At 40.3% G+C, this 24,145-nt stretch carries 18 protein-coding genes and 1 tRNA gene; 8 read left to right on the plus strand and 11 right to left on the minus strand.

The features are described from left to right. Positions 1 to 88 precede the first annotated feature (88 nt). A complete protein-coding gene (locus AC0VYI_RS18145; protein ID WP_475444665.1) occupies positions 89 to 613 on the minus strand; it encodes a hypothetical protein in 525 nt (174 codons plus the stop codon). A 300-nt stretch (positions 614 to 913) separates the two neighbouring features. Between AC0VYI_RS18145 and istA the strand changes: the two genes are divergently transcribed. Next, entirely contained in the window at positions 914 to 2,446 is a 1,533-nt protein-coding gene (gene istA, locus AC0VYI_RS18150; RefSeq protein ID WP_475443430.1) for an IS21 family transposase, read from the plus strand. 9 nt (positions 2,447 to 2,455) lie between these two features. After that, positions 2,456 to 3,196 carry an IS21-like element helper ATPase IstB gene (gene istB, locus AC0VYI_RS18155; protein ID WP_475443432.1) on the plus strand — a complete coding sequence of 247 codons (741 nt, stop codon included), beginning with the start codon at positions 2,456 to 2,458 and terminating at the stop codon, positions 3,194 to 3,196. Between the two features lie 64 nt (positions 3,197 to 3,260). Here istB and AC0VYI_RS18160 read toward each other — a convergent pair whose 3' ends face one another. Together AC0VYI_RS18160 and AC0VYI_RS18165 are read right to left on the minus strand one after the other, a co-directional pair. Continuing rightward, entirely contained in the window at positions 3,261 to 4,406 is a 1,146-nt protein-coding gene (locus tag AC0VYI_RS18160) for an Arm DNA-binding domain-containing protein (protein WP_475444666.1), read from the minus strand. Continuing rightward, entirely contained in the window at positions 4,399 to 4,638 is a 240-nt protein-coding gene (locus tag AC0VYI_RS18165) for a hypothetical protein (protein ID WP_067341394.1), read from the minus strand. Before AC0VYI_RS18165 ends, AC0VYI_RS18160 begins: the two co-directional genes overlap by 8 nt. 135 nt (positions 4,639 to 4,773) lie before the next feature. On the opposite strand from AC0VYI_RS18165, the gene AC0VYI_RS18170 reads away from it, so the two are divergent. The 5 genes from AC0VYI_RS18170 (at position 4,774) to dndE (ending at position 10,262) form a co-directional block, all read left to right on the plus strand. Beyond that, positions 4,774 to 4,995: a helix-turn-helix domain-containing protein gene (locus AC0VYI_RS18170; RefSeq protein ID WP_067341398.1), complete on the plus strand. Its 222-nt coding sequence runs from the start codon at positions 4,774 to 4,776 to the stop codon at positions 4,993 to 4,995. A 259-nt stretch (positions 4,996 to 5,254) separates the two neighbouring features. Then, complete coding sequence (dndB, locus tag AC0VYI_RS18175) at positions 5,255 to 6,349, plus strand: DNA sulfur modification protein DndB (RefSeq protein WP_475444668.1); 1,095 nt, start codon at positions 5,255 to 5,257, stop codon at positions 6,347 to 6,349. Then, on the plus strand, positions 6,346 to 7,887 hold the full coding sequence (gene dndC, locus AC0VYI_RS18180) for a DNA phosphorothioation system sulfurtransferase DndC (protein WP_475444669.1): 1,542 nt from the start codon (positions 6,346 to 6,348) through the stop codon (positions 7,885 to 7,887). The genes dndB and dndC overlap by 4 nt, the downstream gene beginning before the upstream one ends. Beyond that, positions 7,884 to 9,872: a DNA sulfur modification protein DndD gene (gene dndD, locus AC0VYI_RS18185; protein ID WP_475444670.1), complete on the plus strand. Its 1,989-nt coding sequence runs from the start codon at positions 7,884 to 7,886 to the stop codon at positions 9,870 to 9,872. Before dndC ends, dndD begins: the two co-directional genes overlap by 4 nt. Positions 9,873 to 9,926: 54 nt before the next feature. Further along, on the plus strand, positions 9,927 to 10,262 hold the full coding sequence (gene dndE, locus AC0VYI_RS18190; RefSeq protein ID WP_475444671.1) for a DNA sulfur modification protein DndE: 336 nt from the start codon (positions 9,927 to 9,929) through the stop codon (positions 10,260 to 10,262). Positions 10,263 to 10,300: 38 nt separating this feature from the next. Here the strand turns inward: dndE and AC0VYI_RS18195 are convergent, their stop codons facing one another. From AC0VYI_RS18195 to uvrB, 8 genes are all read right to left on the minus strand, one after another. Next, positions 10,301 to 11,530, minus strand: coding sequence for a DGQHR domain-containing protein (locus AC0VYI_RS18195; RefSeq protein ID WP_475444672.1), 1,230 nt, complete (start codon positions 11,528 to 11,530; stop codon positions 10,301 to 10,303). 4 nt (positions 11,531 to 11,534) lie between these two features. Next, a complete protein-coding gene (locus tag AC0VYI_RS18200) occupies positions 11,535 to 12,101 on the minus strand; it encodes a hypothetical protein (RefSeq protein ID WP_475444673.1) in 567 nt (188 codons plus the stop codon). 122 nt (positions 12,102 to 12,223) lie between these two features. After that, on the minus strand, positions 12,224 to 17,359 hold the full coding sequence (gene dptH / locus AC0VYI_RS18205) for a DNA phosphorothioation-dependent restriction protein DptH (protein WP_475444674.1): 5,136 nt from the start codon (positions 17,357 to 17,359) through the stop codon (positions 12,224 to 12,226). Then, the gene (gene dptG / locus AC0VYI_RS18210; protein ID WP_475444675.1) at positions 17,340 to 18,695 is read right to left on the minus strand and encodes a DNA phosphorothioation-dependent restriction protein DptG; all 1,356 of its coding nucleotides are present in this window, start codon (positions 18,693 to 18,695) and stop codon (positions 17,340 to 17,342) included. The genes dptH and dptG overlap by 20 nt, the downstream gene beginning before the upstream one ends. Beyond that, positions 18,695 to 20,278: a DNA phosphorothioation-dependent restriction protein DptF gene (dptF, locus tag AC0VYI_RS18215; RefSeq protein ID WP_475444676.1), complete on the minus strand. Its 1,584-nt coding sequence runs from the start codon at positions 20,276 to 20,278 to the stop codon at positions 18,695 to 18,697. Before dptF ends, dptG begins: the two co-directional genes overlap by 1 nt. 268 nt (positions 20,279 to 20,546) lie before the next feature. Continuing rightward, positions 20,547 to 20,623 (minus strand) — tRNA-Val (locus tag AC0VYI_RS18220). An 85-nt stretch (positions 20,624 to 20,708) separates the two neighbouring features. Next, a complete protein-coding gene (locus AC0VYI_RS18225) occupies positions 20,709 to 20,891 on the minus strand; it encodes a hypothetical protein (RefSeq protein WP_067014039.1) in 183 nt (60 codons plus the stop codon). Between the two features lie 91 nt (positions 20,892 to 20,982). Then, complete coding sequence (gene uvrB, locus AC0VYI_RS18230; RefSeq protein WP_475444677.1) at positions 20,983 to 23,013, minus strand: excinuclease ABC subunit UvrB; 2,031 nt, start codon at positions 23,011 to 23,013, stop codon at positions 20,983 to 20,985. 187 nt (positions 23,014 to 23,200) lie between these two features. Between uvrB and AC0VYI_RS18235 the strand changes: the two genes are divergently transcribed. Continuing rightward, positions 23,201 to 24,091 carry an MBL fold metallo-hydrolase gene (locus tag AC0VYI_RS18235; protein ID WP_475444678.1) on the plus strand — a complete coding sequence of 297 codons (891 nt, stop codon included), beginning with the start codon at positions 23,201 to 23,203 and terminating at the stop codon, positions 24,089 to 24,091. The last annotated feature ends 54 nt before the right edge of the window (positions 24,092 to 24,145 follow it).

Below are 24,145 nucleotides of genomic sequence, written 5' to 3' on the forward strand. Positions count from 1 at the left end.
ACGGTCAACTCTAAGTACGCAATAAAATAATGCCACCATTGTATTTACTATGGTGGCATTGTTTTTTTTTACACCTTGAATCAATTATCTACGACAACTCAACAACATAGTGCAGTCCTTTTTTTACACCCCTAAAACAATATACTGCACCATTTCGTAATGAGGAATACGGCAGTTTTAACTGTACCGACAGCCTTCCACTCGCATCACAAATTTTAATGGGAGTTGTTTCACCATGAGTATCATTAGTTAACCCCTCAAGGCGGTAGCTTCCAATAAAAGCATTGTAAGACGGGATACTTTTCACGGATGGGTATAAACCAATTACATTATTAAGATGCGGTGGTTTGAAAAAGACCTGATTACCGTGTATTTCTAAATTCAGTCTCCCAAGAAGAAAGCTGAGCCCTAGCATCTCCTCATGTTCATTTAAGTTGTTTATTTGCTCTGAGACCCAAGAACTAAAAGCAAATTCATCAACAACGCCCAAACCTGTACCAAACTTTTCAACAACCTTTTTTAGTTCATCGTCATTCAATGAGTGCAACAGGTCGAACATAACATCCTGGACTGAACGGTGGATCAGAGGTAATTCACTAACAATACTGCTCATAGTGTACCTCCACTTACTTCAAAACCACTGGACATCAAAAGTGTTTCAAACGCAGAACCATCTCGACGAGTGCATATACCGGAGCAATCCGGACACCCATTCCGATATAACTCGGACACCCATTCCGTTTTTATCCGGACACCTATTACGCTCTAAACCGGACACTTTTTGGCTTTCCCCGGAATCCCTGTCCGGATTAGCGTAAACCCTGTCCGGATTCACCGGAATCCCTTCGTTTTCTCTTTTAAATCAATCGCTCACTACACTTGGTTACACCTAATACGTTGCCAGGAAGTGATCATGACCAGAAAGAGAACCTCAATGACCAATATTAAAGAGATTTTGCGTCTCAAACATGAGTGCCATTTATCCACGCGGCAGATTGCTTCTTGTTTGAATGTCGGCCGCTCTACCGTGTCCGATGTCCTGACTCGTTTCAAACAAAGTGACTATTATTGGCCCCTTGCCAGTGACGTTTCCGATACCGATCTGTCTAAAGCGCTGTATCAAGAAAAACCGGCTAATCGCCTGAAAGTGATGCCGGACTTTGCGTACTTTTTTATCGAACTCAAGCGCAAAGGGGCGACGAAGCAATTGTTGTGGGAAGAATATGTTGCCGAGCACCAAGAGCGCACTTATGGCTACAGCCAGTTCTGCGAGTACTTCCGTCGTTGGCTCGCCACACAAAAACGCAGTATGCGTCAACTCCATACCGCAGGTGACAAGTTATTCATTGATTATTGCGGACCGACTATCCCGATCGTCAATCCGGAAACGGGCGACGTTCGCCACTCACAAGTGTTTGTCGCCACACTGGGAGCGTCTAACTACACCTACGTTGAAGCCAGCGAAAGTCAAAAGCTGGAGCATTGGCTACAGTGTCACGCCAATGCGTTTGAACACTTCGGTGGCGTTCCCGCTTTATTGGTGCCAGACAACTTAAAAGCTGCCGTGACAAAAACAGATCGTTATGAGCCGAAACTCAACGACAGTTATCGTCAGTTAGCGCATCACTATCAAACCGCCATTATGCCGGCTCGTCCCTATAAACCCAAAGACAAAGCCAAGGCCGAAAATGCGGTTCTGATTGTCGAACGCTGGATCATGATGCGCCTTCGTCATCGCACCTTCCATACCCTAAGAGAGCTGAATAATGCGGTTCGAGAGCTGATGAACGCTCTGAACCAACGGCCGATGCAAAAGATTGGCGTGAGTCGCCAAGCCCTTTTTGACACCCTCGATAAACCCGCGTTGAAACCGTTACCGATGCAGAAGTATGTCTACACAGAACATAAACGCGCCAAAGTGGGACCGGATTACCACATTGAGTACGCAAAGCATTATTACTCGGTACCGCATCAGCTTGTGGGTCAATATGTGACGCTGGAAGCGACGTCGCAGATCATACAAATCTTCCATCAAGGTCAGCCCGTCTCGTCTCACCCAATCAGCCGAAAAGACTATGGTCTGAGCACCCACATGGAACATATGCCGAGCCATCATCAACATCAAAAATGGTCACCAGAACGCTTAATCGGATGGAGCAAGCAGATTGGTGTCGCCACCGAAAACGTCATCAAACAACAGATCCTGTCCAAAGCCCATCCAGCCCAAGCCACTCGTCGCTGTCTTGGCATACTGAGTCTCGCGCGCAAACATGGGGATGTCCGCCTAGAGCAAGCCTGTCAGGATGCCTTACTGGTCAACAAACCTTCTCTGCGCTTTATCCGAAATCTGCTCGATCATCATCGGGAAGGCACACTGTCTCTTCCTTCTGACTCGACACCCGACACCCCGCACAGCAATGTTCGCGGGCCACACTGCTACCACTAGGAGAACAACATGAATCACCTGACTGAACAACTCAAAATGCTGCGACTGAGTCATGCCGTTACCGCGTTAGAACAACAACGAGAACAGTTAACCACCTATGGAGAACTGGACTTCGAGCAACGTCTCACACTGCTCCTTGACAGTGAGCTGCTAGGCAGAAATCATGGCAAAATCGAACGGCTCAAACGACAAGCAAAACTGCGCGTAGAAGCCAGCGCCAGCCAACTACTCTACAAAGAAGGGCGTGGACTAAAGCGCATCCAACTAGGAGAACTGTTGACAGGAGGTTACCTGCAAAAGCATCAAAATATCCTCATCACAGGCCCAACGGGCGCGGGCAAAACCTATGTTGCCTGCGCCCTTGCCTCACAGGCGTGCGAGCAACTTTATAGCGTTCGCTATCTGCGCCTGAGTCGACTGCTGGATGACCTCAGCCTTGGCCGCTTAGACGGCACCTATCAAAAACAACTTGCCGCCCTCGCCAAAAAGCAGCTGCTGATACTCGATGACTGGGGGATGGAAAAACTCAGTGCCGATCATGCAGGCCATTTATTAGAGCTTTTAGAAGATCGTTACCAAACCAGCAGCACGATCATGATCAGTCAACTGCCAGTGAAAGAGTGGTACAACATGATAGGCAATGCCACGGTTGCGGACGCTTTACTGGACCGTTTAATCCACAACAGTCACCGCATAGAACTAGGAGGAGAATCGATGAGAAAACTGGCGCAATCCGGACACATGGAGTAAAACTAGAGACTGAGAAAATGAAGAGAAAAAGGTGTCCGGATTAAAACGGTACCGGTGTCCGGAATCAGCGGAATATGCAACGAGTCAAGTTGGGGACATAGCGCGAATACACGGTAAATAACATTTGGGTGGTTGTATGGCCCATTTGTCTAGCTATCCACTCAGGGTTCTCCCCTGCTGCTAACCATAATGTCGCGGCGGTATGTCTTGTCTGGTAAGGCTTTCTACTTTTGATGCCAATTTTTTCAAGTGTTGGATACCAAATACGCTGAGTAACATTTCGGTGTTCATAACTGCCACCAGCACGATTACAAAATACGAACTTAGAATGCCCAAACGAGACTTTCTTTTGTTCTAATAATGCCTCATACACAGGTGGAGACATCTCAACTTCACGACGTGATTCAAGTGTCTTAGTTGTATCAATACGTCCCTGCACGACGGTTTCTCTCACCAAAATCTGTCGATTTTCAAAATCAACGTACTGCCATTGCAGTCCATCTATTTCCCCAGTACGTAAACCCGTAAAAAAGCGCACAATGTAGTAATTACGAAAATCTGCACGTACATAGCGAATAATCTTCTTCACTTCATCCAACGTAAAAGGCTCAATATCCACTCTAGGCACTTTTAGGGGTTTTAATCCAATAGCAGGCGACGTAAACTCGTATCGGTCGGCGGCATCATCTAAAATCATTCTTAGTGGCGTCATAATGTGGTTAATCCTATCGTTAGAAAGCTCACTGTCCCCTGTTTCGTGACTCACTTTGGCGAGGGATGCACGAAATTTCAGGATCATGGCTTTGGTTATGTTGCCGACTCTTTCTTCCCCAAAATACGGGACGAGACGGGTATCTAAAGTTCCTTTTATAGAAGTCCGGTAAGACCTTTTCCATCGCAAAACATTCTCTTCAAGCCACTCTTGTGAGAACTCAGAAAACAACGGTGTATCCGGTCGTTTTTGAACCTCAGTGACAACGTGCTGAACTACCTCCTTTTTTACTTTCGGTACTTTTTTACTGCCCGGAAAGAACTTCTCATAATCGAACTCTCCGGTTTTCAGTGCTAATTCAATCTTCTTAACCGCTGCCTCCATACGCTTCATATTGGCAGGCGTATTTTCTAACTTGGTGTATTCTTTAAAACGCTTCCCCTCATAACGAAAGTTGAAATACAACTTTCCATCTTGCCGAACCCCTATACTAGCCACGGTAAACACCTCCTGAGGCCATTGGGATCAAATCATCCACTTCATTTTCTCTTGCACTTGTCATCATCTGCTCTTCAATTGCCTCCCATAAATAAAGAACCTTTCTTGCATTGAAAGGGCGAATATAGTGCTTGCCTTCAATAAAAACGTTATCTCTAAGAACGTCATTGATGTACTTAGGGTGGTACTTAATACGGTTTCCTAACTCTTGTGCGGTAAGATATGTTGACATATTTCCTCCAGTGAATTTTGTTGCTCTTGAGGAAACTATATAGCAAATAAGTTTCCTGACAAGCACTTTTTAAACTTTTTTGCTTTTTAAACAACTTAAACGGTATTATTGCTGAAAATTAAAGAGACTATGCAGATGCTAAGATTCAGGCTGAAAGAGCTAATTCAGGATAAATCCTTCAAAGAAGGTAGAAGAGTGACACTAGGGGAAGTTTCAGAGGCTACAGGCATCCATAAGACTACCTTGTCACGTTTGCAAAACCCAACAGGCTACAATACGACAACAGAGACGATAAATTTACTTTGTAAGTATTTTCAGTGTGAGGTTGGGGATTTGGTTGTTTATATAAATGACTAAAAAATAACCAGTGATATTTCATAGGTTTTAAGCTCTCTCTTACAAGACATTTTTATCTAGCAAGTTGATAGCACCAAACTAATTCGCTAAAACCCATCTCCTAAAAACACTTAAAATTTATCATTCCATCTTTTTATCACCTTAGCCGTATACATAAGACACTAAAAAATGAGACCTAGAAGATTGCGAAAACGATTTTGTATGTATACTATTACGAGCAAAATAACTTGTTCGTAATAAACAACATACAGGGATTAATATGTCACTAGATAGTGAATACACACATAAATTTCCAGCAGTAAGAGGTATGCAAGCAGGACGCCCTTGTTATATTGCTATGTGTCCTATGCGTTTAATCCCCAAACTTTTCGTTTTTGATGAAGATGTTGTACCTCCAGAGTTAAGAGCACAACGACGCCTGAACGAAGTAAGAATTCCTGATATAGCAAATTATCTTATCGAAAATACAGACAGCTATACTCTTTCGGCTATTACAGCTTCCATAGACGGACAAGTCCAATTTGAGCCTATGGCCGATACAGGACCAGCAGTTAATCTGGGACTACTTTCCATCAATATGGACACGCAAATTCTGGTTAATGATGGCCAGCATCGCCGTGCAGCTATAGAAATGGCAATAAAAGAAGCACACGAACTTGGGCATGACAATATCCCTGTACTTTTCTTTGTCGACGAAGGGTTAAAGCGAAGCCAGCAAATGTTTGCCGACCTAAACAAGCATGCAGTAAGACCATCTGACTCACTAAGTACATTGTATGACCACAGGGAAGCCTCTTCATCTTTAGCGCGCTTTGTGTATGAGAATGTTTCATGCTTTAAAGCACTAACTGATTTAGAGCAAACAAGTTTATCAAAACGAAGTAGTAAGTTATTTACTCTAAGCGCAATTAAACAAGCTTCTCGAATACTGTTAAAGAAAGGTGTAAAAGAAGGGATTTCTGATGATGAAATGGAGTTAGCTGCTAGATTCTGGAATAAGGTCTGCGTTAACATGCCCGACTGGCAGAAAGCACTCGATAAAAGTGTCTCCACATGCGATTTAAGAGAACAGTTTGTACATGCTCACGGGCTAGGCCTTGCCGCTCTGGGAGCTGCAGGGGCGGATCTACTTAGACAGCATCCTTGTGATTGGGAAAAGTACATAGCGAAGCTTAATGAGATTGACTGGAGTCGATCTAATGTCTCCTTATGGAGAGGAAGAGCTATGGACTCTCGCGGCAGACTTAGCAAAACAAAAATCAATACTGTTTTGACCGCCAATATTATTCGTAGAGCGTTGGAACTTTCCATTAATGCTGACGACCAACTTATAGAAGATCAATTCAACTCATGACACAAAAACGTTCAACACTATATTCATCTATGGACGAAATGCTGGAAGCCTCTGAATTTGCAGGTCGTCCCGCTTTAGATTTAATAGGTGAAATCCAAGAACTATACTTAGAAAATGACAAGCCTTGGGTAATAGGGTTCAGCGGAGGTAAAGATAGCACCACTACTTTGTCATTAATTTATGTTGCTTTAACTAAACTATCTAAAGAACAACGTCACAAACATGTGTATGTCATTTCTTCTGATACATTAGTAGAAACACCTTTAGTTGTTGATATGATTAATAGTTCATTGGCAGCAATAAATAAAAATGCAATAGAATTAGAACTTCCTATCTCCGGTCATGTTGTCTATCCAAGTTGGGATCAAACATTTTGGGTCAATCTTCTTGGCAAAGGCTATCCAGCACCAACACAGAATTTTCGTTGGTGTACAGAGCGTATGAAAATCGATCCTGTTAGCGAGTTTATTAAAGATAAAATTGCGAAGTATGGTGAGGTTATTGTCGTTCTGGGTGCACGCAGCCAAGAAAGTGCTTCTCGAGCGCAGGTAATTGCAAAACACAAAATAGATGGCTCTTCTCTATCTCGACATAGCTCTTTACCCGGAGCGTTTACCTATATGCCAATCCAAGACTGGACGTTTGATGAAGTTTGGATGTATCTACTTGGAGCTCCTGCTGCATGGGGTGGAGATCACTTCGAGCTATTTTCTCTTTATAAAGACTCTAGTGCTGGAGAATGCCCGCTTGTCATAGATACCAACACACCTTCTTGCGGTAATTCACGGTTTGGTTGCTGGACATGTACAGTCGTTACTAAAGACCGAGCAATCGAAGGGTTGATAGAGTCAGGGGAAACATGGCTACAAAAACTTAAAGACTTCCGTAACAAGCTTTTCGAAACAACAGATCCAGCAAAAAAAGATCAATTTCGAAACTACAAGCGCCGTACTGGTAGAGTCCAATACGCTCGCGGGAACATAGAAAACGAAAACATAACAGAAATAAAAACAATACCTGGGCCATACCTTCTTAAATTCAGAAAAGAATGGCTCAAAGAGCTCCTGATGATTGAGAAGCACCTTAATGATGAGGGCCACCCTATAGAGTTAGTCAGACAGGAAGAGCTTTTCGCTATTCGTAGAGAATGGATGTTTGATCCGAATGAGCCTGATTGGTCTGATGAGCTTCCTAGCATTTATCGTGAAGTATATAACAAAGATCTAAACTGGCCAGACCAAGATGGCGGCTCGTTCTCACAAGAAGATGCAGAGCTACTAAAAAGCCTAAGTAACCAATATAAAACACCGACAGAATTAGTAATGAAGCTGCTAGAGCTGGAAATATCAATGGATGGTCTTGGCCGACGTAAAGGCTTGTTCAATAAAATTGAAAGCCTTCTAAAAAATGACTGGGGCTCACTAGATGAAATATTGGCTGAAAAAGAAAAAGCCAAACCCACCACATCTATAACAGACGGCACCAGTTACGATGATCAGTTGGCACAGCTAACCAAAGAATTAGAGGCACTCCCGTGATATTTAAAAAGTTATATTTGCAAGACTTTGGAGTTTTTGGTGGCAGCTTTGAGCGTAATACCATCGACTTGCAACCTCGCGAGAAAGATGGTCAGCTTCGCCCTATCATCTTATTTGGCGGTTTAAACGGTGCAGGTAAAACAACGACCTTGACCTCTGTTCGCCTCGCCCTTTACGGCCGCCAAAGTTTAGGTAAAGCTGTAACCACTACCAGTTATCATGAGTTTTTGTCAGAATCAATTCACAACCCTCGCAATCAGCTATTAGCTCCTAACTCAGCCGCTGTTCAGCTGGATTTTGACTTTGGCCGCCGGGGTGAAGTTATTGATTACAGTGTAAAACGTAGCTGGTCAAAAAGCGGTAACAACGTTACAGAATTGCTTGAGATCTACCAGAATGGTGAGTTAATTAAGGGTCTAACGGACGAACAAAAACAAAGTTTTTTAAACGAATTGATCCCTATCGGCGTAGCTGACCTCTTCTTCTTTGACGGAGAAAAAATTGCCAACTTGGCTGAAGACGAAAACAATGCTGTATTGGCAGATGCAATCAACCGGCTATTAGGTATTGATATTATCAACCGCCTAAAAGCTGATTTGTCTGTATACCTGCGTAGCCAGAAAAAAGACAAAATGCCCGAAGATGTGCAAGCGCAGATAAACATCTTAGAAGCTATGTACAAAAAACAATACAACCTTTACCAAGAAGCATTATCTAACCTTGAAAGCAAAAAAATCGTACATACCGATCTTTTTGCTAGAAAAGAGCGTCAATTACAAACTGTTAATGAACTAGGTGGTGCGTGGGCGAGCTCTCGGCAGGCGGAAGAAGCAAAAGAATTACAACTTCGTGAAGAAAAAAATAACACTACTAGTCAAATCAAAGCCCTACTGGCTGATACAGTTCCATTGAGCTTAGCCAAAACGCAAATTAATGCGTTGTTACAGCAGCTAACAGCTGAACAAAAGTTAAAGAAAGAGCGCTTAATTGAAGAAGAACTTAACGCTAGAATTTCTGCTATCAAACAATCCTTACTGAAGTCACTTGGTAGCAATTTCCAGCAACAGATTGAAAGTACAATCGAAACTCAAAAACTTCAAGCCTCTAACGACTTCGATATTATTCACGATATTTCAGACTCTGAATTAAGTCGCTTACTACACATCGTTAATCAAGTCGTACCGAAACAACAAGCAGAAATGGAGACACTCTGCACTCGATTAGAAACAATCGAAGGTGAACTGGAAGCCAGTGGTATTAATATTTCTCGTGCACCAGAAGAAAAACGTATCGAAAGCTATGTAGAAGAACTTAGTAAAATAGATAAAAAAATTGGTGCTATCGAATCAGAAATTGAACAGCATACCAAAGATGCCAAAGATGCCTTAAAACTTGCCATGGACGCATTACGTAAGCTACGTGATCACGAAAAGCTATACAGTCTAAGCTCTTCAATAACCAAAGGCATTTCTCTAGCAGAGAATACACGAGATCTATTATCTCAATTCGCCGTTAAAACTCGTGAACGTCGCATTGCAACATTGGAAAAAGAGTTCTTAAAATCCTTTAGCAAACTTGCTCGGAAAGATGATCTGCTTATCAAAGCACGTATCAACCCAGAGACCTATTCTGTAACTTTACTCGATAATAATGGCAATGCTATTGAAAAGCAGAAACTGTCAGCTGGTGAAAAACAGATTTATGCGATTGCCATGCTGGAAGCATTAGGCCGTACATCTGGTAAGGCGCTGCCCATAATCATTGATACACCTTTAGGACGTTTAGACTCTAAACACCGTAAAAACTTAGTGAGAAACTACTTCCCTACCGCAAGCCATCAGGTACTAATCCTTTCGACGGATACAGAAGTGGATGAAGACTTTTATCAGGAGCTTGCTCCAGAGGTTTCACACGCATTTGAAGTCGAATACGATCCACAAGACGGTTGCTCAACATACAAAGAAGGTTACTTCTGGCGCGCCTAGGCGCCAGCAGTAACTTAACTCATTAAATAATATAAATTAAGCGGAAACCAAGACATGTTGCCACAGAAAATGAAAATCTCCGACAGAGCCTTTACATCATTACGCCGCCTGCAGAACAACACAGGATTAACAGTAAACATTGGTGCGCGCTTAGCATTTTTTTCATCGATTGAACGTGGCCATACTTGGAAAGGCGAAGAGATTGAACTTAAACAGCGCGAGTTGGATAAGTACACATGGCTAGGCGACCACGTAAATTTGGTTGAAATGCTACTAAAGCAAAAGTACCCAAACCTTGATGAGAAAGATTATTACAAGGCCTGGGCGAGCCATATTGATGATGGTGCTATGTCAATTGAAACAAAGAATAATCTTTTTTCTATTTTATAACGCTAGCTTTTAAATATATGCAAAAACCATCAGTATTTTTAATTGCATGCAACATAGCCTTCATAATCCGCTTCATTTAAATTAATAGAACTTGGAAAATAATCACCGCAGTCTTTTTTTATACTATATAGCACTAAATCACGAAGCTTTGCCTTTGAAGCAGAGTTTTTTGCTAAATCTAGAGTATTAATACTGTACGTATGAAATGCTTTTTTAAAAACATTAAAACCATCATCATAAGAACACATACTCTTCGTGTAAAAAATTCGATAGGCATCGAACAATGCAGAAAAACCAATACTACTAAAATATATACTACTCTCATCTAAGTCACGATAGAACAAATCAACCAAACTTAAAACTCTATTATATATAAGTTTATCATTACATTTTAAGTAGCAATCACGCCAGATAGAAGAATCTCGATTCAAATTTTCTCTCTGATATGTTTCCATATTTTTAGAATAAAACCGTTCTCTATCTTCAGCTGGTTTTGATGAAATAAACTTCATAATTGACTCAACAACAGAAGCTAGTGAAATTTTAGTGATCTTAAGTAATCCTTCAGCCTCCTCATCTTGTACGGCTAGGATTATTTTATTTTTTAAACTTGAGCCATCATCACTTGCCAGCCCTCGAGCCATATAAACGCATAAAACATCTGGTGACCAAAATTGAGGATTTTTAGTATCTAAGTCAATTTGATATAACTGATAAATAAGATTCTTATTTACCTTCCTTTGAGTTGAATTAATTATTGAAAAAATTTGAGCGTGATATGAAATAGGAATATCCAGATAAATAGAACAAAGTAAAAAAGTATCTAACATCGGATCATTATGTTTGAGTAGACGGAAACCAGAAAGTCGATGTTGACCATCAATAATAGATGCTTTAATTGCCTCATTATTAACAATGATTTTATTATTTTCAAAACTCCACCCCCACTGATCTTTTTCTAGTAGATACCCATCTTGACCTATATTAGCACCTAATATTATAGAGTTAGGAAATGCAGATACACCTGTTTCAATATATTTTTTAATCTGAACTGAACGGTTCGCTACTATTTCTCGCTGTGTACCATAGTTCTTTCTAAGAGTTAAATCTAAAGGGTCATTATCAATATACTCATCTAAGGCTTCTAACTTGATAGAATCACAAATATTTAGTAAAATTCTGACAGAGATAGAACAAGCATAAAATACACCAAAACCTTGTTTTACTTCGAGTGCAGGGAATTCAAGTGCTCCCTCTATGTATTCCATAAAATTAACCTTTACCTTGGAAGAAATTAGAGTCTATCTCTTTGCTGTCAGACAGATCTGGAGGTATAAAATCATCTAAGTTTGAATTTTGAGACCCTTTAGGAACTCTAGAGTCTCTTTCTATTATTGGTGTTTCAGAAAATATATATATAATAAGAGAAAAAAATAGCCCTAGAACTCCATAAATAGAGTCTTCATCATAGTAATTTGCATATGACACAATAACTAATATCAATGAGATTACACCAAAAATCATCCCCCATGCAGAGACAATCGTTTCTTTTTTCAAATCGCGAACTCTATTATCTATATTGCTTCTAGGATCATCACTTTTAAACATCTCTAGCAATTCGTTTACTACTTTAGCAGAGAAAAAAAGCTTCTTACATATTAAAGACCCAAGTAAAGCCATAGAAAAAGTAAAAACATTTGAACCTGGAAAATAAGAGTTTATTTGTTCATCTCTTACCCAAGGCAACCAAATACCACCTCCCCCTATGAAAATAATTGATATACTAAAAAATGAAATCACCTTTATATTTAAAATTGCTGGAAAAATTTCTTTAACCACATAGTTTCTTAAAACCAGGTAATCAGAATAATTCGAAACAGCATGAATAATCACCGTCCAGAATCCTGTATGATAAAAAACAGAAAGTACCACAAAAAAAATGTAAACATAAAAAAAGTCTATCAAATGACAATCTCCCAAAATGCTAAATCTTTAATTTTAAAGACTTTCTTTTTACCATCCACACATAAGCTACAATGTTTCTCAAGTTTACGTATCTCAGACATAAACCCTTCTTCATCTTGTTTATTCTGTGTGTTGAAAATAGCTTTTATTTCTTGTGATTTTATATTTGCCACTTGATGAATAATCCATGAGAGTATTAATGTGGAGTAGTCATTATCGCCTGTTTTAAAGTGAGTCAGTTCTTGAGTTGATAAGATCGTGCCTACCCCAAACTCACGACCTTCTTTAAGAATTTTCTTCAGGCTATCGAAGTCTTGGGACATAAAGTTATCAGCTTCATCTACCAAGATCATCTTAGATATTTGACGGTACTCACCATCAAGTACGGAGCTACCATGCTGATGCATTTGCGTATAGAACAGGTCTAGTGTTAGCGCCACAACCAGATTTTGTATACTTTCATCATAACCAGATAGATTAATTACGGTAACGCCATCTATTAAGTCATACAACGACTGTGTTTTACTGCTATCAGGCTCAAAAATCTCAAAGCTAATGAGGTCATCCAATGCAGCATAGAGGGAGTCTTGCTCGACCTTTTCTTGACTTTGAAACACAGACCAAACATCAGCTAACGTCGGCGCAAGTTTTCCCCACGTCGTTTTATCTTGGGCCTTAATACCAGCAGCCTCGTATGCATCAGTCACTAGCGTACGCACTTTATTTTGTTGCTTGGTGCCTAAGTTAAAAGCTTTGGAAACGGTTGTACGAAACAGGTTGGCTGTATGCATGGGTTGCATGGGTCTGCTTCCGAATATTGCAAATGGATTGAAGGGTAAATGGAAAAGATCATAAACCTTAGCCCCTGTCGCCTCTACAAAATCGTCTTTTACATAATCAGCTTTATAATCGAAAATCAGAATACCAAAAGGCTTTCCACCAACATTCTTGTGCTGATTACGTACTAACTGCGTAACTACAGATTTGGTAAATTGGGTTTTACCTGTCCCCATTGTTCCAATAATACCTGTATTAGTGTTAAAAAGTTTCTCAGTATTGGTGGGCTCCCAAATCACTGGTGTTTGAGTTGCGATATCTGTTCCAAATGTAATTTTTAGCGGATCATTAGCGATTGCATCCATTTCGTGATTAAAAATAGCTTCAGTTTTTAGCTCAGAAGCTGAAATATGCGGAGTATCTTTCTCACCTATTATGTCGTCCATAGCATCCGCAGTCTGTATCGATTCTTTTGCCAATTCCCTTTCCATATTAGGCTTGAGCATATACTCTTCAGGAACACACAATAGGTTTTCGTTTACTATCTTATTTTCTAACTCTTGATATGCACTGTGCACCAAATTGTCCATCCTAAAAAACGGAATATCAATCTCTAGAACATCACCTGAAATATGTTCGAGTACTGTGTGCTTAACCTCGTATCGTTCAGATAAACAACTGTCTGAGTTATTGTGAGCAACTACAATTCCAGATGGGTAATTAGCCAATTGTCCTATTTGATAGTCCCCTTCCAACCAAACTACCCGATCTTCTTCAAACGGATTAAAGTAGTTGTCTTCAAATACTTTATAAAGCTGGTACTTTTCCACTTGGAGCAACACCTGTCTTACAAATAACCCACGATACAGCTTACCTGCTAGGTTTTGCTGTCCAAGCATTTCTTCCATATAACGTTTAAGCTCTAGTGCCTGCTCTCTGGCTTTGTCATAATTCGGACGACTCCCTGCTTTGGCCTCAACCGGTAGTAAGTACAAAGAGTCCCCTTTGAAGCCGGCAAAGAGTATATCGTCTGATATAGCGCCTTTTTTAATACCCGAATTATGACGTGCAAAGTCTGAATCTGACATCGCTAAGCCTATGTTCCCCGCTACCCGAATCATTTCAGCAACAGATAATGGCACCCAACAGATATCAGACTGGGACAGCATGGCATTGACCACTTTATAGGAAGCAATAACCCCTTTCTTACCCAACTTTTCTGTGACTTCATCATTTACCATTTGCAACAGCCACTCGCCATTGAAAGCATTAAATTCACGTATTAGACTTTCCCCCTTTGCACCTAATACGTTTTTATAAAGCTGTGATTGTTTGGTCACTGTGATCGCATCATATCCCGATGAACTTGTATATTGGTCTGAGTAATGAATGAGAATGACATCTTGGCTTGATTGAAAGAAATCGAGAGTCACTTTTGGATCAATAATAGTTGTCCATACAGAACTATCGTAAGAACGCTCTAACTGTGTTTTTACTTTATCGCTTACCGCTAAACTAATTGCAGAACGCTCGTGATAACTGTCATTACTTCGATGAGCAGGACGCCATAGAAGTCCAAAATATCGAGCTATTTTCAAATGCGGCTTATCATCATAATCGACACCTTTTAAACCAAAGGCAGTAAAATAAGCATTATTGTTTTCAGAACGAGATGATTCACCGTTTAACAAGCCTCCACAAGCAACACTACTGATATGCTTATCAATGTTATTATCTCGTGCATCTACAACCTGATTATTCTTAAAGAAAGTTAGGTGCGCATAATCTTGTTCAGTGACATTCTGATGTTGGTATTTACTAAACGATAAACGAGTTCTTAATACATCTACAATCGTATCGGTATTACGCTTAGCAGCACCCTTTTCTAGTCCATACCTCTCTTTGATATCATCATAGCTTCCCATTTCTGCAAAGATATCAAACTCTGTTTCTAACTCGTCATCGTCATACAAGTTAACCTGTATATAACGGGCATCTTCTAAATACTCCATGTAATAAGCAAGAATGCCTTCAAAAAGCTCGCGATTATCAGCGTTATTAACTGAATTGACTAAAATCGGCGCTGTCGGCACCGTACTAAAAAGCTGTTTAAAGGTACTTGTAAACTCTTCAATCTTGGTCTTAACCAGCTTAGTAATATAATCAAAGCTACTTTCTTCGCGTGGAACGATTTCAATCCACATAGGATTTTCATCAACGACCTGTGTATAGCTATACCCTTGGCTGTGATCAAATAAATGCGGCACTAGGCCGCGAGCATTGAGCCTTTTAAGGGTTACAGGCGCAAGCGTTTTAAAGCTTAGATCTTCACCATCCATCAAAATACTTTCTATTAAGTGAAGGGTGTAAGAAAGTACCAGAGGATGAAATGGCATGAGGTACTGCTTAATGCGACCATCTAAAGGGTCTTTTAGATTAGCTGTACCAATTCTCATTACCAGCTTTGCCGTGTCATCAAGATTACTATCTACTGGAAGAGACTCGACATAATCCAAGTAAGCATAAATATAATTTTGACCAAGCAGTACAGCTTTTGGCCCCCACCCTTCCAAAGACGGCAAGGTTTTGCGTTTGCCTTCTTTAAAAAACTTCAAAAAAGCAGAGTAATGTTGATAGAGGTCTGTAAGTCCATGTTGTTCAAGCTCAACGATTGGAATCCCCGTTTGAGTTTCACTATTCCAATCAATGACTTCCTGGTCAATGACAGACCACTCAGCTTTAAGTAATTGCTGTCTTAAGAAGAGCTGCTTAGTTTCCTGATTATCAAGGATGACAGAATCTTTAGATGACTTATATGAAGCAAAGTAATCATCATGGAATAACTTTTTAGTACGACGGACATCCATAAATAATGGAAGAATTAGTGGCTCTTTCGCTGATTCTCCTTCTACTATTACTTGTAGCTGTGAAGCGCCATTTTTTAAAGTAAATCGAACCTCATCGGATTCGTCGTAAAGCTGCTGAAAATTAACTATACCTATAGTGTTTACGTCTATTAGCTCACCACTATCCTGCAAACTGTGCTGCTCGAATACATCTGCACTAACCTTCAACGTTTGCTGTTCAGCTTGTAGAATTAATGCACCGCCTTTAGACGTTCTTACAAGAAATTGATTAAATACATCGTCCAAATAAAATGCGGATTTAGGCAGTACCACGCAATGGAATTTATAGTTTTCTGCACTTAATTGCCGCTTTAAACTAATAGTGAAAAAAATTGGCTGCTCTGAAGTCTGACCAATTACTGTTAAAGTTGTCTTTTTAGATCTTGGGCGATGAATTAATTCAATCGAGTCTGCTATTTTTTTTGGCTGTATTTCAAACTCTTGCTTTTGTGTAGTATCGCCTGAAAACTTAATATCAACTTCGAACTTGTTAGTTCCAATAGGTGTTTGTATAAGTAGATGAACATCACGTAAGCCAGATCCAGCTTCTTTTTTACTTCGATATTCAAGAGAGCAACCTTCACATTCAAATTGGTCAAACTCTAAATTTTGCTTTTTTTGCTTGTCTATCTCTGCGCTATATTGATCAAAAGACAACTCTTTCCAATTTTCAGAATCGATAAAATTTTTCTTTATGAAGCTACTACCAAACAGAGTCATTCTATCTTCTAATTCTGCCGGATAATGCTCCACTTCAAACTCGATTTCTGATCTCAATTTTTTATTTTCTTCAATGCGTCGCTCAACCTGGTTCTTATTGAGATTTTCACTACTGCTTTGCCAATTCTGCGTAAGAACAGGATCATTAAATAGACCTAATTCATCAAAGCGAAGTTCACCATCTATCATTGACTCATACAAACTACGGTAGCCAAAAATACTTGCGCTATCTGAAGCAATCATTTTTGATTGAATATCTAGCAAACATCGAGAGGTAATATGATTGTCAGATTCGTCGTCAATCAAACTATAGAGACGCTCTTTTATGGATTCTACCGACCAAATAGCCTCAACTTGCGCAAGATCCAAGGTACTATTAGTAATTGTGTCGAGCGAACTGTTGTGCACCATAACTAAACTGTTTGAATCATCGACAACACTATCTCTTAGCTTTGCCAAATAATTTTCTGAGTAGCAGCCTTGATCAACTGTGCCCACTTCAGCATGACCCGCAATAATCACCTTCACATCATCAATCAGTAAATACGATAATTTTTGTTCATTATCGTAAATGTGCCCACTAGCCAGACTATGAAGTGCGGAGAGTAGTTTTAAAGTATTATCAGGGTCAATTGAACGAAATTGAAATCGTTCACCTGCTGAGGCCTTACCTTTTAGCCATGTCTTTAGGTTTTCAACTAAAAAATTCTCAAATTGTTTTTCGGACATAGACTGCATCTCCACTGTCACTCATGCGATCGAGATTTCCTACTCGCTCGTAAAACTCTATTAAGGCCTGCTGAGATTGTTGATCAAACCATACACCACGCTTTTTGAACTCTTCAACCAATTGCTGTAACTGAATTTTTTCTTCATTGCCAATAGCTATATTAGTAAGCATAAGCAAATAGTCTTGATTCATTATTAAGACTCGGCCACCTCTCCGGCGGTTCTGGATAAAATGTCTAGCGACTTCATTTTCAAAAGCTAAAACCACTTTTTTGTTAACAGTTAATTGATTCGAGCGAGGCTGGGAAAAAACTTCCTCCGCTGTTTTGATAATTGCTTCGAAGGTTTCTTCTATGCTTGCAGGGGTATTAGCCAATTGTTCTCTTTTCCTAGCACCTCGATAGGCATTTAGAAACAAGACCAACACTTCAAGATACTCAGATTGCTCATCGGGTTCACAATTTAAAAGATACTCATAAAAACGCCACAAAGGATATTTACTTAAAGTATCAGGGTCTTTTGCATCTGGCTGATTGAGGTATTCCAAAGCGGATAAAGTTGGAAATAGATCAGCTACCCTGTCTAGTAACGAAGGTAGTGCATCACGAACATTCGTTCGCTCACTACTTGCTCGCTCTGTATCAAGAATGAAGAATAATGGCTTGCTGCTAGGCAACAAACGCCAATTACGTATATTTAATGCTAGCTGAGAACTGTATAGAAAGTTATATAAGCTTAAAAACGCAGTTGTATTTTGCATAAAATAGTTCGGATAGCGGCATAAGAACTCAAAATCTTTTGAGAAAACATCAGATAGAAACGGAAGGTAATTTTCTACGTTACTAACATAATGCTTTTCAATTAAAAAGTTCGACAATTCATCTAAAAGCTCCGACTCTAAAAAATTGCAACCTTGAGAAGTGATGCTCAATTTACGTGTATGCTCATCTATCATACTTCCTAGAACTGAACTTACATGCTTTGTGTTCACTGACCCTTCAATATGATTTTTAAACAAAAGGAAGTTGGGTGATGACTGATAAAGACCCTTAGCATCATTTTCAAAATACATTTTACTTAGGAGACTTTCAAATTGCTCATTACCAATTTTACTACTTAACCTTGTTTGACATGCATCAATAAAGTGAGTGAGGCTTCTCTTTGGCTTTATATTTTTGCCAGTAGCAATAGAAATCAAATACCCTGCAATTGACAATGAGTCTATATCGCTTACTCTATTACTACGCTGCTGACGAAATGTTAGATAGTAATTTACGAAATTTCTATCTTTGATAGCTTGCCCTCGAAGAGCTAATAAATTTTCTTGAATACTCATTAGTGCAGTGCCTCTACAATATATTCGTCTTCTTCCTGAGTTAACGACCAATGAGCACTATTATTGATAATATGGAAGTGAAGCGTATCAGTTTGCCCAGAAATACTTACAATCTCTTCTAAAACTTCTTCTAAAATAACGACTGAATTTTTATCATGTCGGTTAGGCCGATATCCCCCCAAAATCCTTTCAGCTAACTCCAGAAAAGAAATGTTTACAGGGAAAGCTTGTATCGTCTTGTCATCTACTTTAACTGTTGCATTAAAGAAATGAACCCTACCATCATTGGCTGATGCAACCCGTTTGGTATCAAGTCTAATTTTTACATCTGCAGATAAAAAAACGCCATTACGCTCTCCAATATAAATACCATTAGTAACGATTTTTGGTACTAATCGATTTGCAAATTTAATTAAACTGGCGATAAGAGTCTTATCATAAAATTCTCGTAACACTTTAGGATCAGCATTAGAATTGTGTAACTGCCATACTCGGATGTATTCATCAAAAATTGGCTGACTAAAATCCTGAGCAAAACCGTGATGATAATTATTACCTATATCTACATCACCCAAAAGGTAAAACGCACGCACCCATGTTGAGGCCGAATAGACTTCGAAACCTGTTTGATAAAGTTCTATAAAGGCTGTTTTAAAAGCCTCAAAGTGAACATCCTCCACTTTGAGCGACTGTTGAACCACAAACTCATCGACTCGTTTAGATCGAGTTAAACATGGGTCAAAGGACGTAAACGTTGATGCTAAACCGCTAGTCTTAGATGCAAAGAAATTATCGAAAATCGATGAACCACCAGCGATAAGATGATAAATAAAATCGAGTAATGATCGAGAGGAAAAAAACTGATCGAATTTCAATCTAGCATGCAACAAGAGTTTTATTACAAGCTCTTGAACACTTTCTTCTTGAAGAATTAGGTAGTTTTGAAAGATTAGTTTATGATGTTTATCGACGTCGTTTAGGTAAGCTCGATAAAGTGGGTTATCCATTGAAGCTGAAGTGACTTTAGAAAATAACTGCTTAACGAAAGAAGAACCTACTTCACCCTCTTTTAAGCTAAACTTTGGATAATCTTCAAAACTTAAAAAAGAATACTGGCCGACTTCACGTTGACCAGCTATAAACTGACCAATCGCATCTTTCACACCATTATGACGCTCAGCACCAGAGTTGTAGTAGTTAAACATCATACCAATATTTATACCTACAATAAGAGGCATACCTGCTAATTGATGATGATCAAATAATTCATCTAACGCTTCAATTGCACTTTGGTCGGGTTTAAAACTATGGGTCGCATCCAAGTGAAACTTATAAGTTGAAGAGTAATTTGCATAATTACGACGCAATAATTCAGACTTACCATCACCGCTTGAGCCACATAAAAAAATTATTTTTTTAGCGTCAACGTTAGATTCAAGTGTTTCTATGAGTTTTCTCTCTATTTCAGTTTCAACATAGAGATAATTCTTGAACTCTTCAATTTCACCTGATGCTTTAGACAAAGTTGAAACAGCTTGAGCAGAAGAACGAGATAGCGTACTTAAAAGACTATTAAAATCCATATAGAGCCTTTAAACAAAAATTTGATTTAAAGTAGGTATTGTCTTAATCATCTTCTTATAGATATAGCGATACAAATAGAAATTCGGCACCAACTAAACAAAAATAATCATGACCAACTATACTGTAAAGGTCATGCATTTTGCTACATTTTTGAGGAATAGGATACAAATGGGCCAAAGGTGGGACAAAAATGGGCCAAAATCAGATACAAAAAAGCCGAACACTGGGTTCGGCTTTCGTAACTTACTGAGTAGTAAGTATAAATTTTGGTAGGACTAAGCAGATTCGAACTGCTGACCTCTACCATGTCAAGGTAGCGCTCTAACCAACTGAGCTATAGTCCTAAAAAGTGTTGGCTATTATACCCAGCCTTTTTGGTTTGACAAGGGTTTGTTTCATTTTTTTTAAATCTTTGTTTTTACAAACAAACTAGGCTGGGATCAGTAGTTCGTGGCCGACCACTTCGTCAATTAAATGGTAAGGCACTTTGTATTCTTGGCCTTTAAATTTAACCGTAACGTAGTCGTAGAACATGTTGATGACTGTGCAATTGACGATAACGCCGTTGTCGATCACACGAACGATATTGTAGTTTCTTAATGTTATCGCCATACCCCATTTCCTCTTTTGTTGTTACTGTTATTTGCGCCATCAGATTGATGTTATTTTACTCAGATAAATAGAGGCGACAAGCTGGTCTTACTTAGCCTTCGCCCACGTCTTTCAGCTTTTTCTGTAATTGACGGATTTGATCGCGATAACCCGCCGCCAATTCAAATTTAAGCTCTTCTGAGGCGACGATCATTTCTTTTTGCAGTTGTACTATGGCTTTACGAACTTGCGCCACATCTTCCATGCTTTCAACTTGATAATCTTTGGCAGTTTCTGCCACTTTCTTGGTTTGTTTACCACGGCCTTTCCCTGCGCCGGGGTTGTAAGCACCTTCGAGAATATCTTCTACGGACTTGGTAATCCCTTTTGGTACAATGCCATGCTCTGTATTAAAGGCTTCTTGGGTGACTCGACGGCGGTTGGTTTCGCTAATAGCGCGCTCCATGGAACCGGTAATACGATCCGCATACAAAATCGCCATCCCTTTCACGTTACGGGCGGCTCGACCAATGGTCTGAATTAAGGAGCGTTCTGAGCGCAGGAAGCCTTCTTTATCGGCATCCAAAATGGCCACCAGACTGACCTCAGGAATATCAAGCCCTTCTCGCAATAGGTTGATCCCCACCAATACGTCGAATTCTCCTAAACGTAGATCCCGAATAATTTCAACACGCTCTACGGTATCGATATCCGAATGCAAATAGCGAACGCGTACACCATGATCGTTGAGGTAATCGGTTAAATCCTCGGCCATGCGTTTGGTCAAGGTGGTGACTAACACACGCTCACCAATGGGAGCACGCTTGTTGATTTCCGAGAGCAAATCATCCACTTGTGTAGCAACAGGACGCACTTCTAAAATCGGGTCAATCAAGCCGGTTGGGCGAACAATTTGTTCAACGACCCAATCCTGATGCTCTTCTTCGTATTTTCCAGGTGTCGCGGAGACAAAGATCGTTTGTGGTTTAATTTGTTCCCACTCTTCAAAACGCATGGGGCGATTATCGAGAGCTGAGGGCAAGCGGAATCCATATTCCACTAAGTTCTCTTTCCGTGATCGGTCACCTTTGTACATGGCACCGATCTGCGGTACGGTCACATGGGATTCGTCAATGACCAATAGCGCATTCGCGGGGAGGTAATCAAATAAAGTTGGCGGTGGTGAGCCTTCTTCTCGGCCAGATAAATAGCGTGAGTAGTTCTCAATGCCTGAACAGTAGCCTAGCTCTTGCATCATTTCTAAGTCGTATCGCGTGCGTTGTTCTAAGCGCTGTAATTCGACCAGTTTGTTCATGGACTTAAGCTGCTCTAGTCGTTGATCGAGCTCCACTTTAATACGTGCAATGGCATTTTCTACTGTTTCGCGCGGTGTCACATAGTGGGTTTTCGGATAGATCGTCACCCGTGGTACTTTGCGAATCGTTTTGTTCGTGAGTGGATCAAACATAGATAAGTTATCCACTTCGTCATCAAATAATTCGATGCGTATGGCGGTGTCTTCGGAGTCGGCCGGAAACACATCGATCACATCGCCTCGCACACGAAAGTTACCGCGCTCAAACACCATATCGTTGCGACTATATTGCAATTCTGCCAAACGGCGTAGTACAGCCCGTTGGTCGATACGATCACCACGATCGAGGTGCAGCATCATTTTTAAATAAGATTGTGGGTCCCCCAAACCGTATATCGCTGAGACGGTTGCCACGATGATAACGTCTTCCCGTTCTAACAGGGCTTTGGTGGCCGATAAGCGCATCTGCTCGATGTGCTCATTGACTGAGGCGTCTTTCTCAATAAAGGTATCAGACGCTGCTACATAGGCTTCTGGCTGATAATAGTCATAATAAGAAACAAAGTACTCGACGGCATTATTCGGGAAGAACTCTTTAAATTCGCCATACAGTTGGGCGGCTAAGGTTTTGTTGTGTGCCATAACAATGGTTGGTCGCTTAACTTGCGAAATCACATTGGCAATGGTGTAAGTTTTACCCGACCCAGTCACCCCCAATAGTGTTTGATGGGCAAGGCCAGCCTCAACCCCTTGTACTAATTTTGCAATGGCTTTTGGCTGATCACCAGCGGGAGCATAAGAGGAAACGACTTCAAATTCTTGCGACACAACCTTCTTCCTTCGTGATGGGAACGACTCATTAGATTAACAAATTTTCCCCTTGTCGTCCGAGAAATCATGCCATTTATTCCAGCAACTCATTTCAAGGGTAACACTAAACAAACGGCCCCTTTACTAACTATCAAACCTTATATAACATTATAGAATAACTTTATATTTAAAAAGGCAAACAGGCATGCCCTCTTCCGCTCATACCATTACGGCTTTTTTTGATGAGACCACTTTTACCGCTTCTTATGTCGTTGAAGACCGTCATCAGCAAACCTGTGTCATCATCGATTCCGTCTTGGATTTTGATCCAGCATCAGGCCATACAAGCACACTCAATGCGGATAAAATCATTGCGTTCATAAAAGGCAAAAACCTTACGCTAGCATACATTTTAGAAACCCATGTCCATGCGGATCATTTTTCTGCCGCCTCTTATTTAAAAGAGCAACTGGGGGGCAAAACCGTTATTGGCGAGCACATATCCCAAGTACAGAGCACTTTTTCTAAGCTATTAAATACCGATGATAGCTTTGCCCATGATGGCTCGCAGTTTGACCTTCTCGTTAACGAGTCCAGCATGCTTCCATTTGGTCAAGATTCTATTCGTGTACTGCACACGCCTGGCCACACACCGGCTTGTGTGACCTATTTAATCGGCGATGCCGCCTTTATTGGCGATACGCTCTTTATGCCCGATTACGGCACGGCACGATGTGACTTTCCAGGTGGCGATGCTCGTGTTTTATATCAGTCTATTCAAAAGATTTTCAGCCTTCCTGATACAACAAGACTCTTTTTATGCCATGACTACAAAGCCCCTAACCGCCATGAGTATGTTTGGGAAACAAGCGTTGCTGAGCAAAAAAGCTATAATCTGCATATTCACTCTGGGATTACCGAGGAAGAGTTTTGCACGATGCGTCAACAAAAAGATGCCACTCTCAATATGCCAAAACTGATCTGGCCAAGTGTGCAAGTCAATATGCGTGCGGGCAATATGCCTCCCCAGGAAAGCAATGGTATAGGTTATTTAAAAATCCCGATCAATCTGCCTAAAGACATCATCCCACAGTAGTGTGGAATGCTGATGAAAAAGGCAGTGTGAAAAAAGGGCACTCGTTGCCATAAA

This window comes from Marinomonas sp. 63XJN7_9_ISO-PGPR-S23-217 (genome assembly GCF_056173515.1).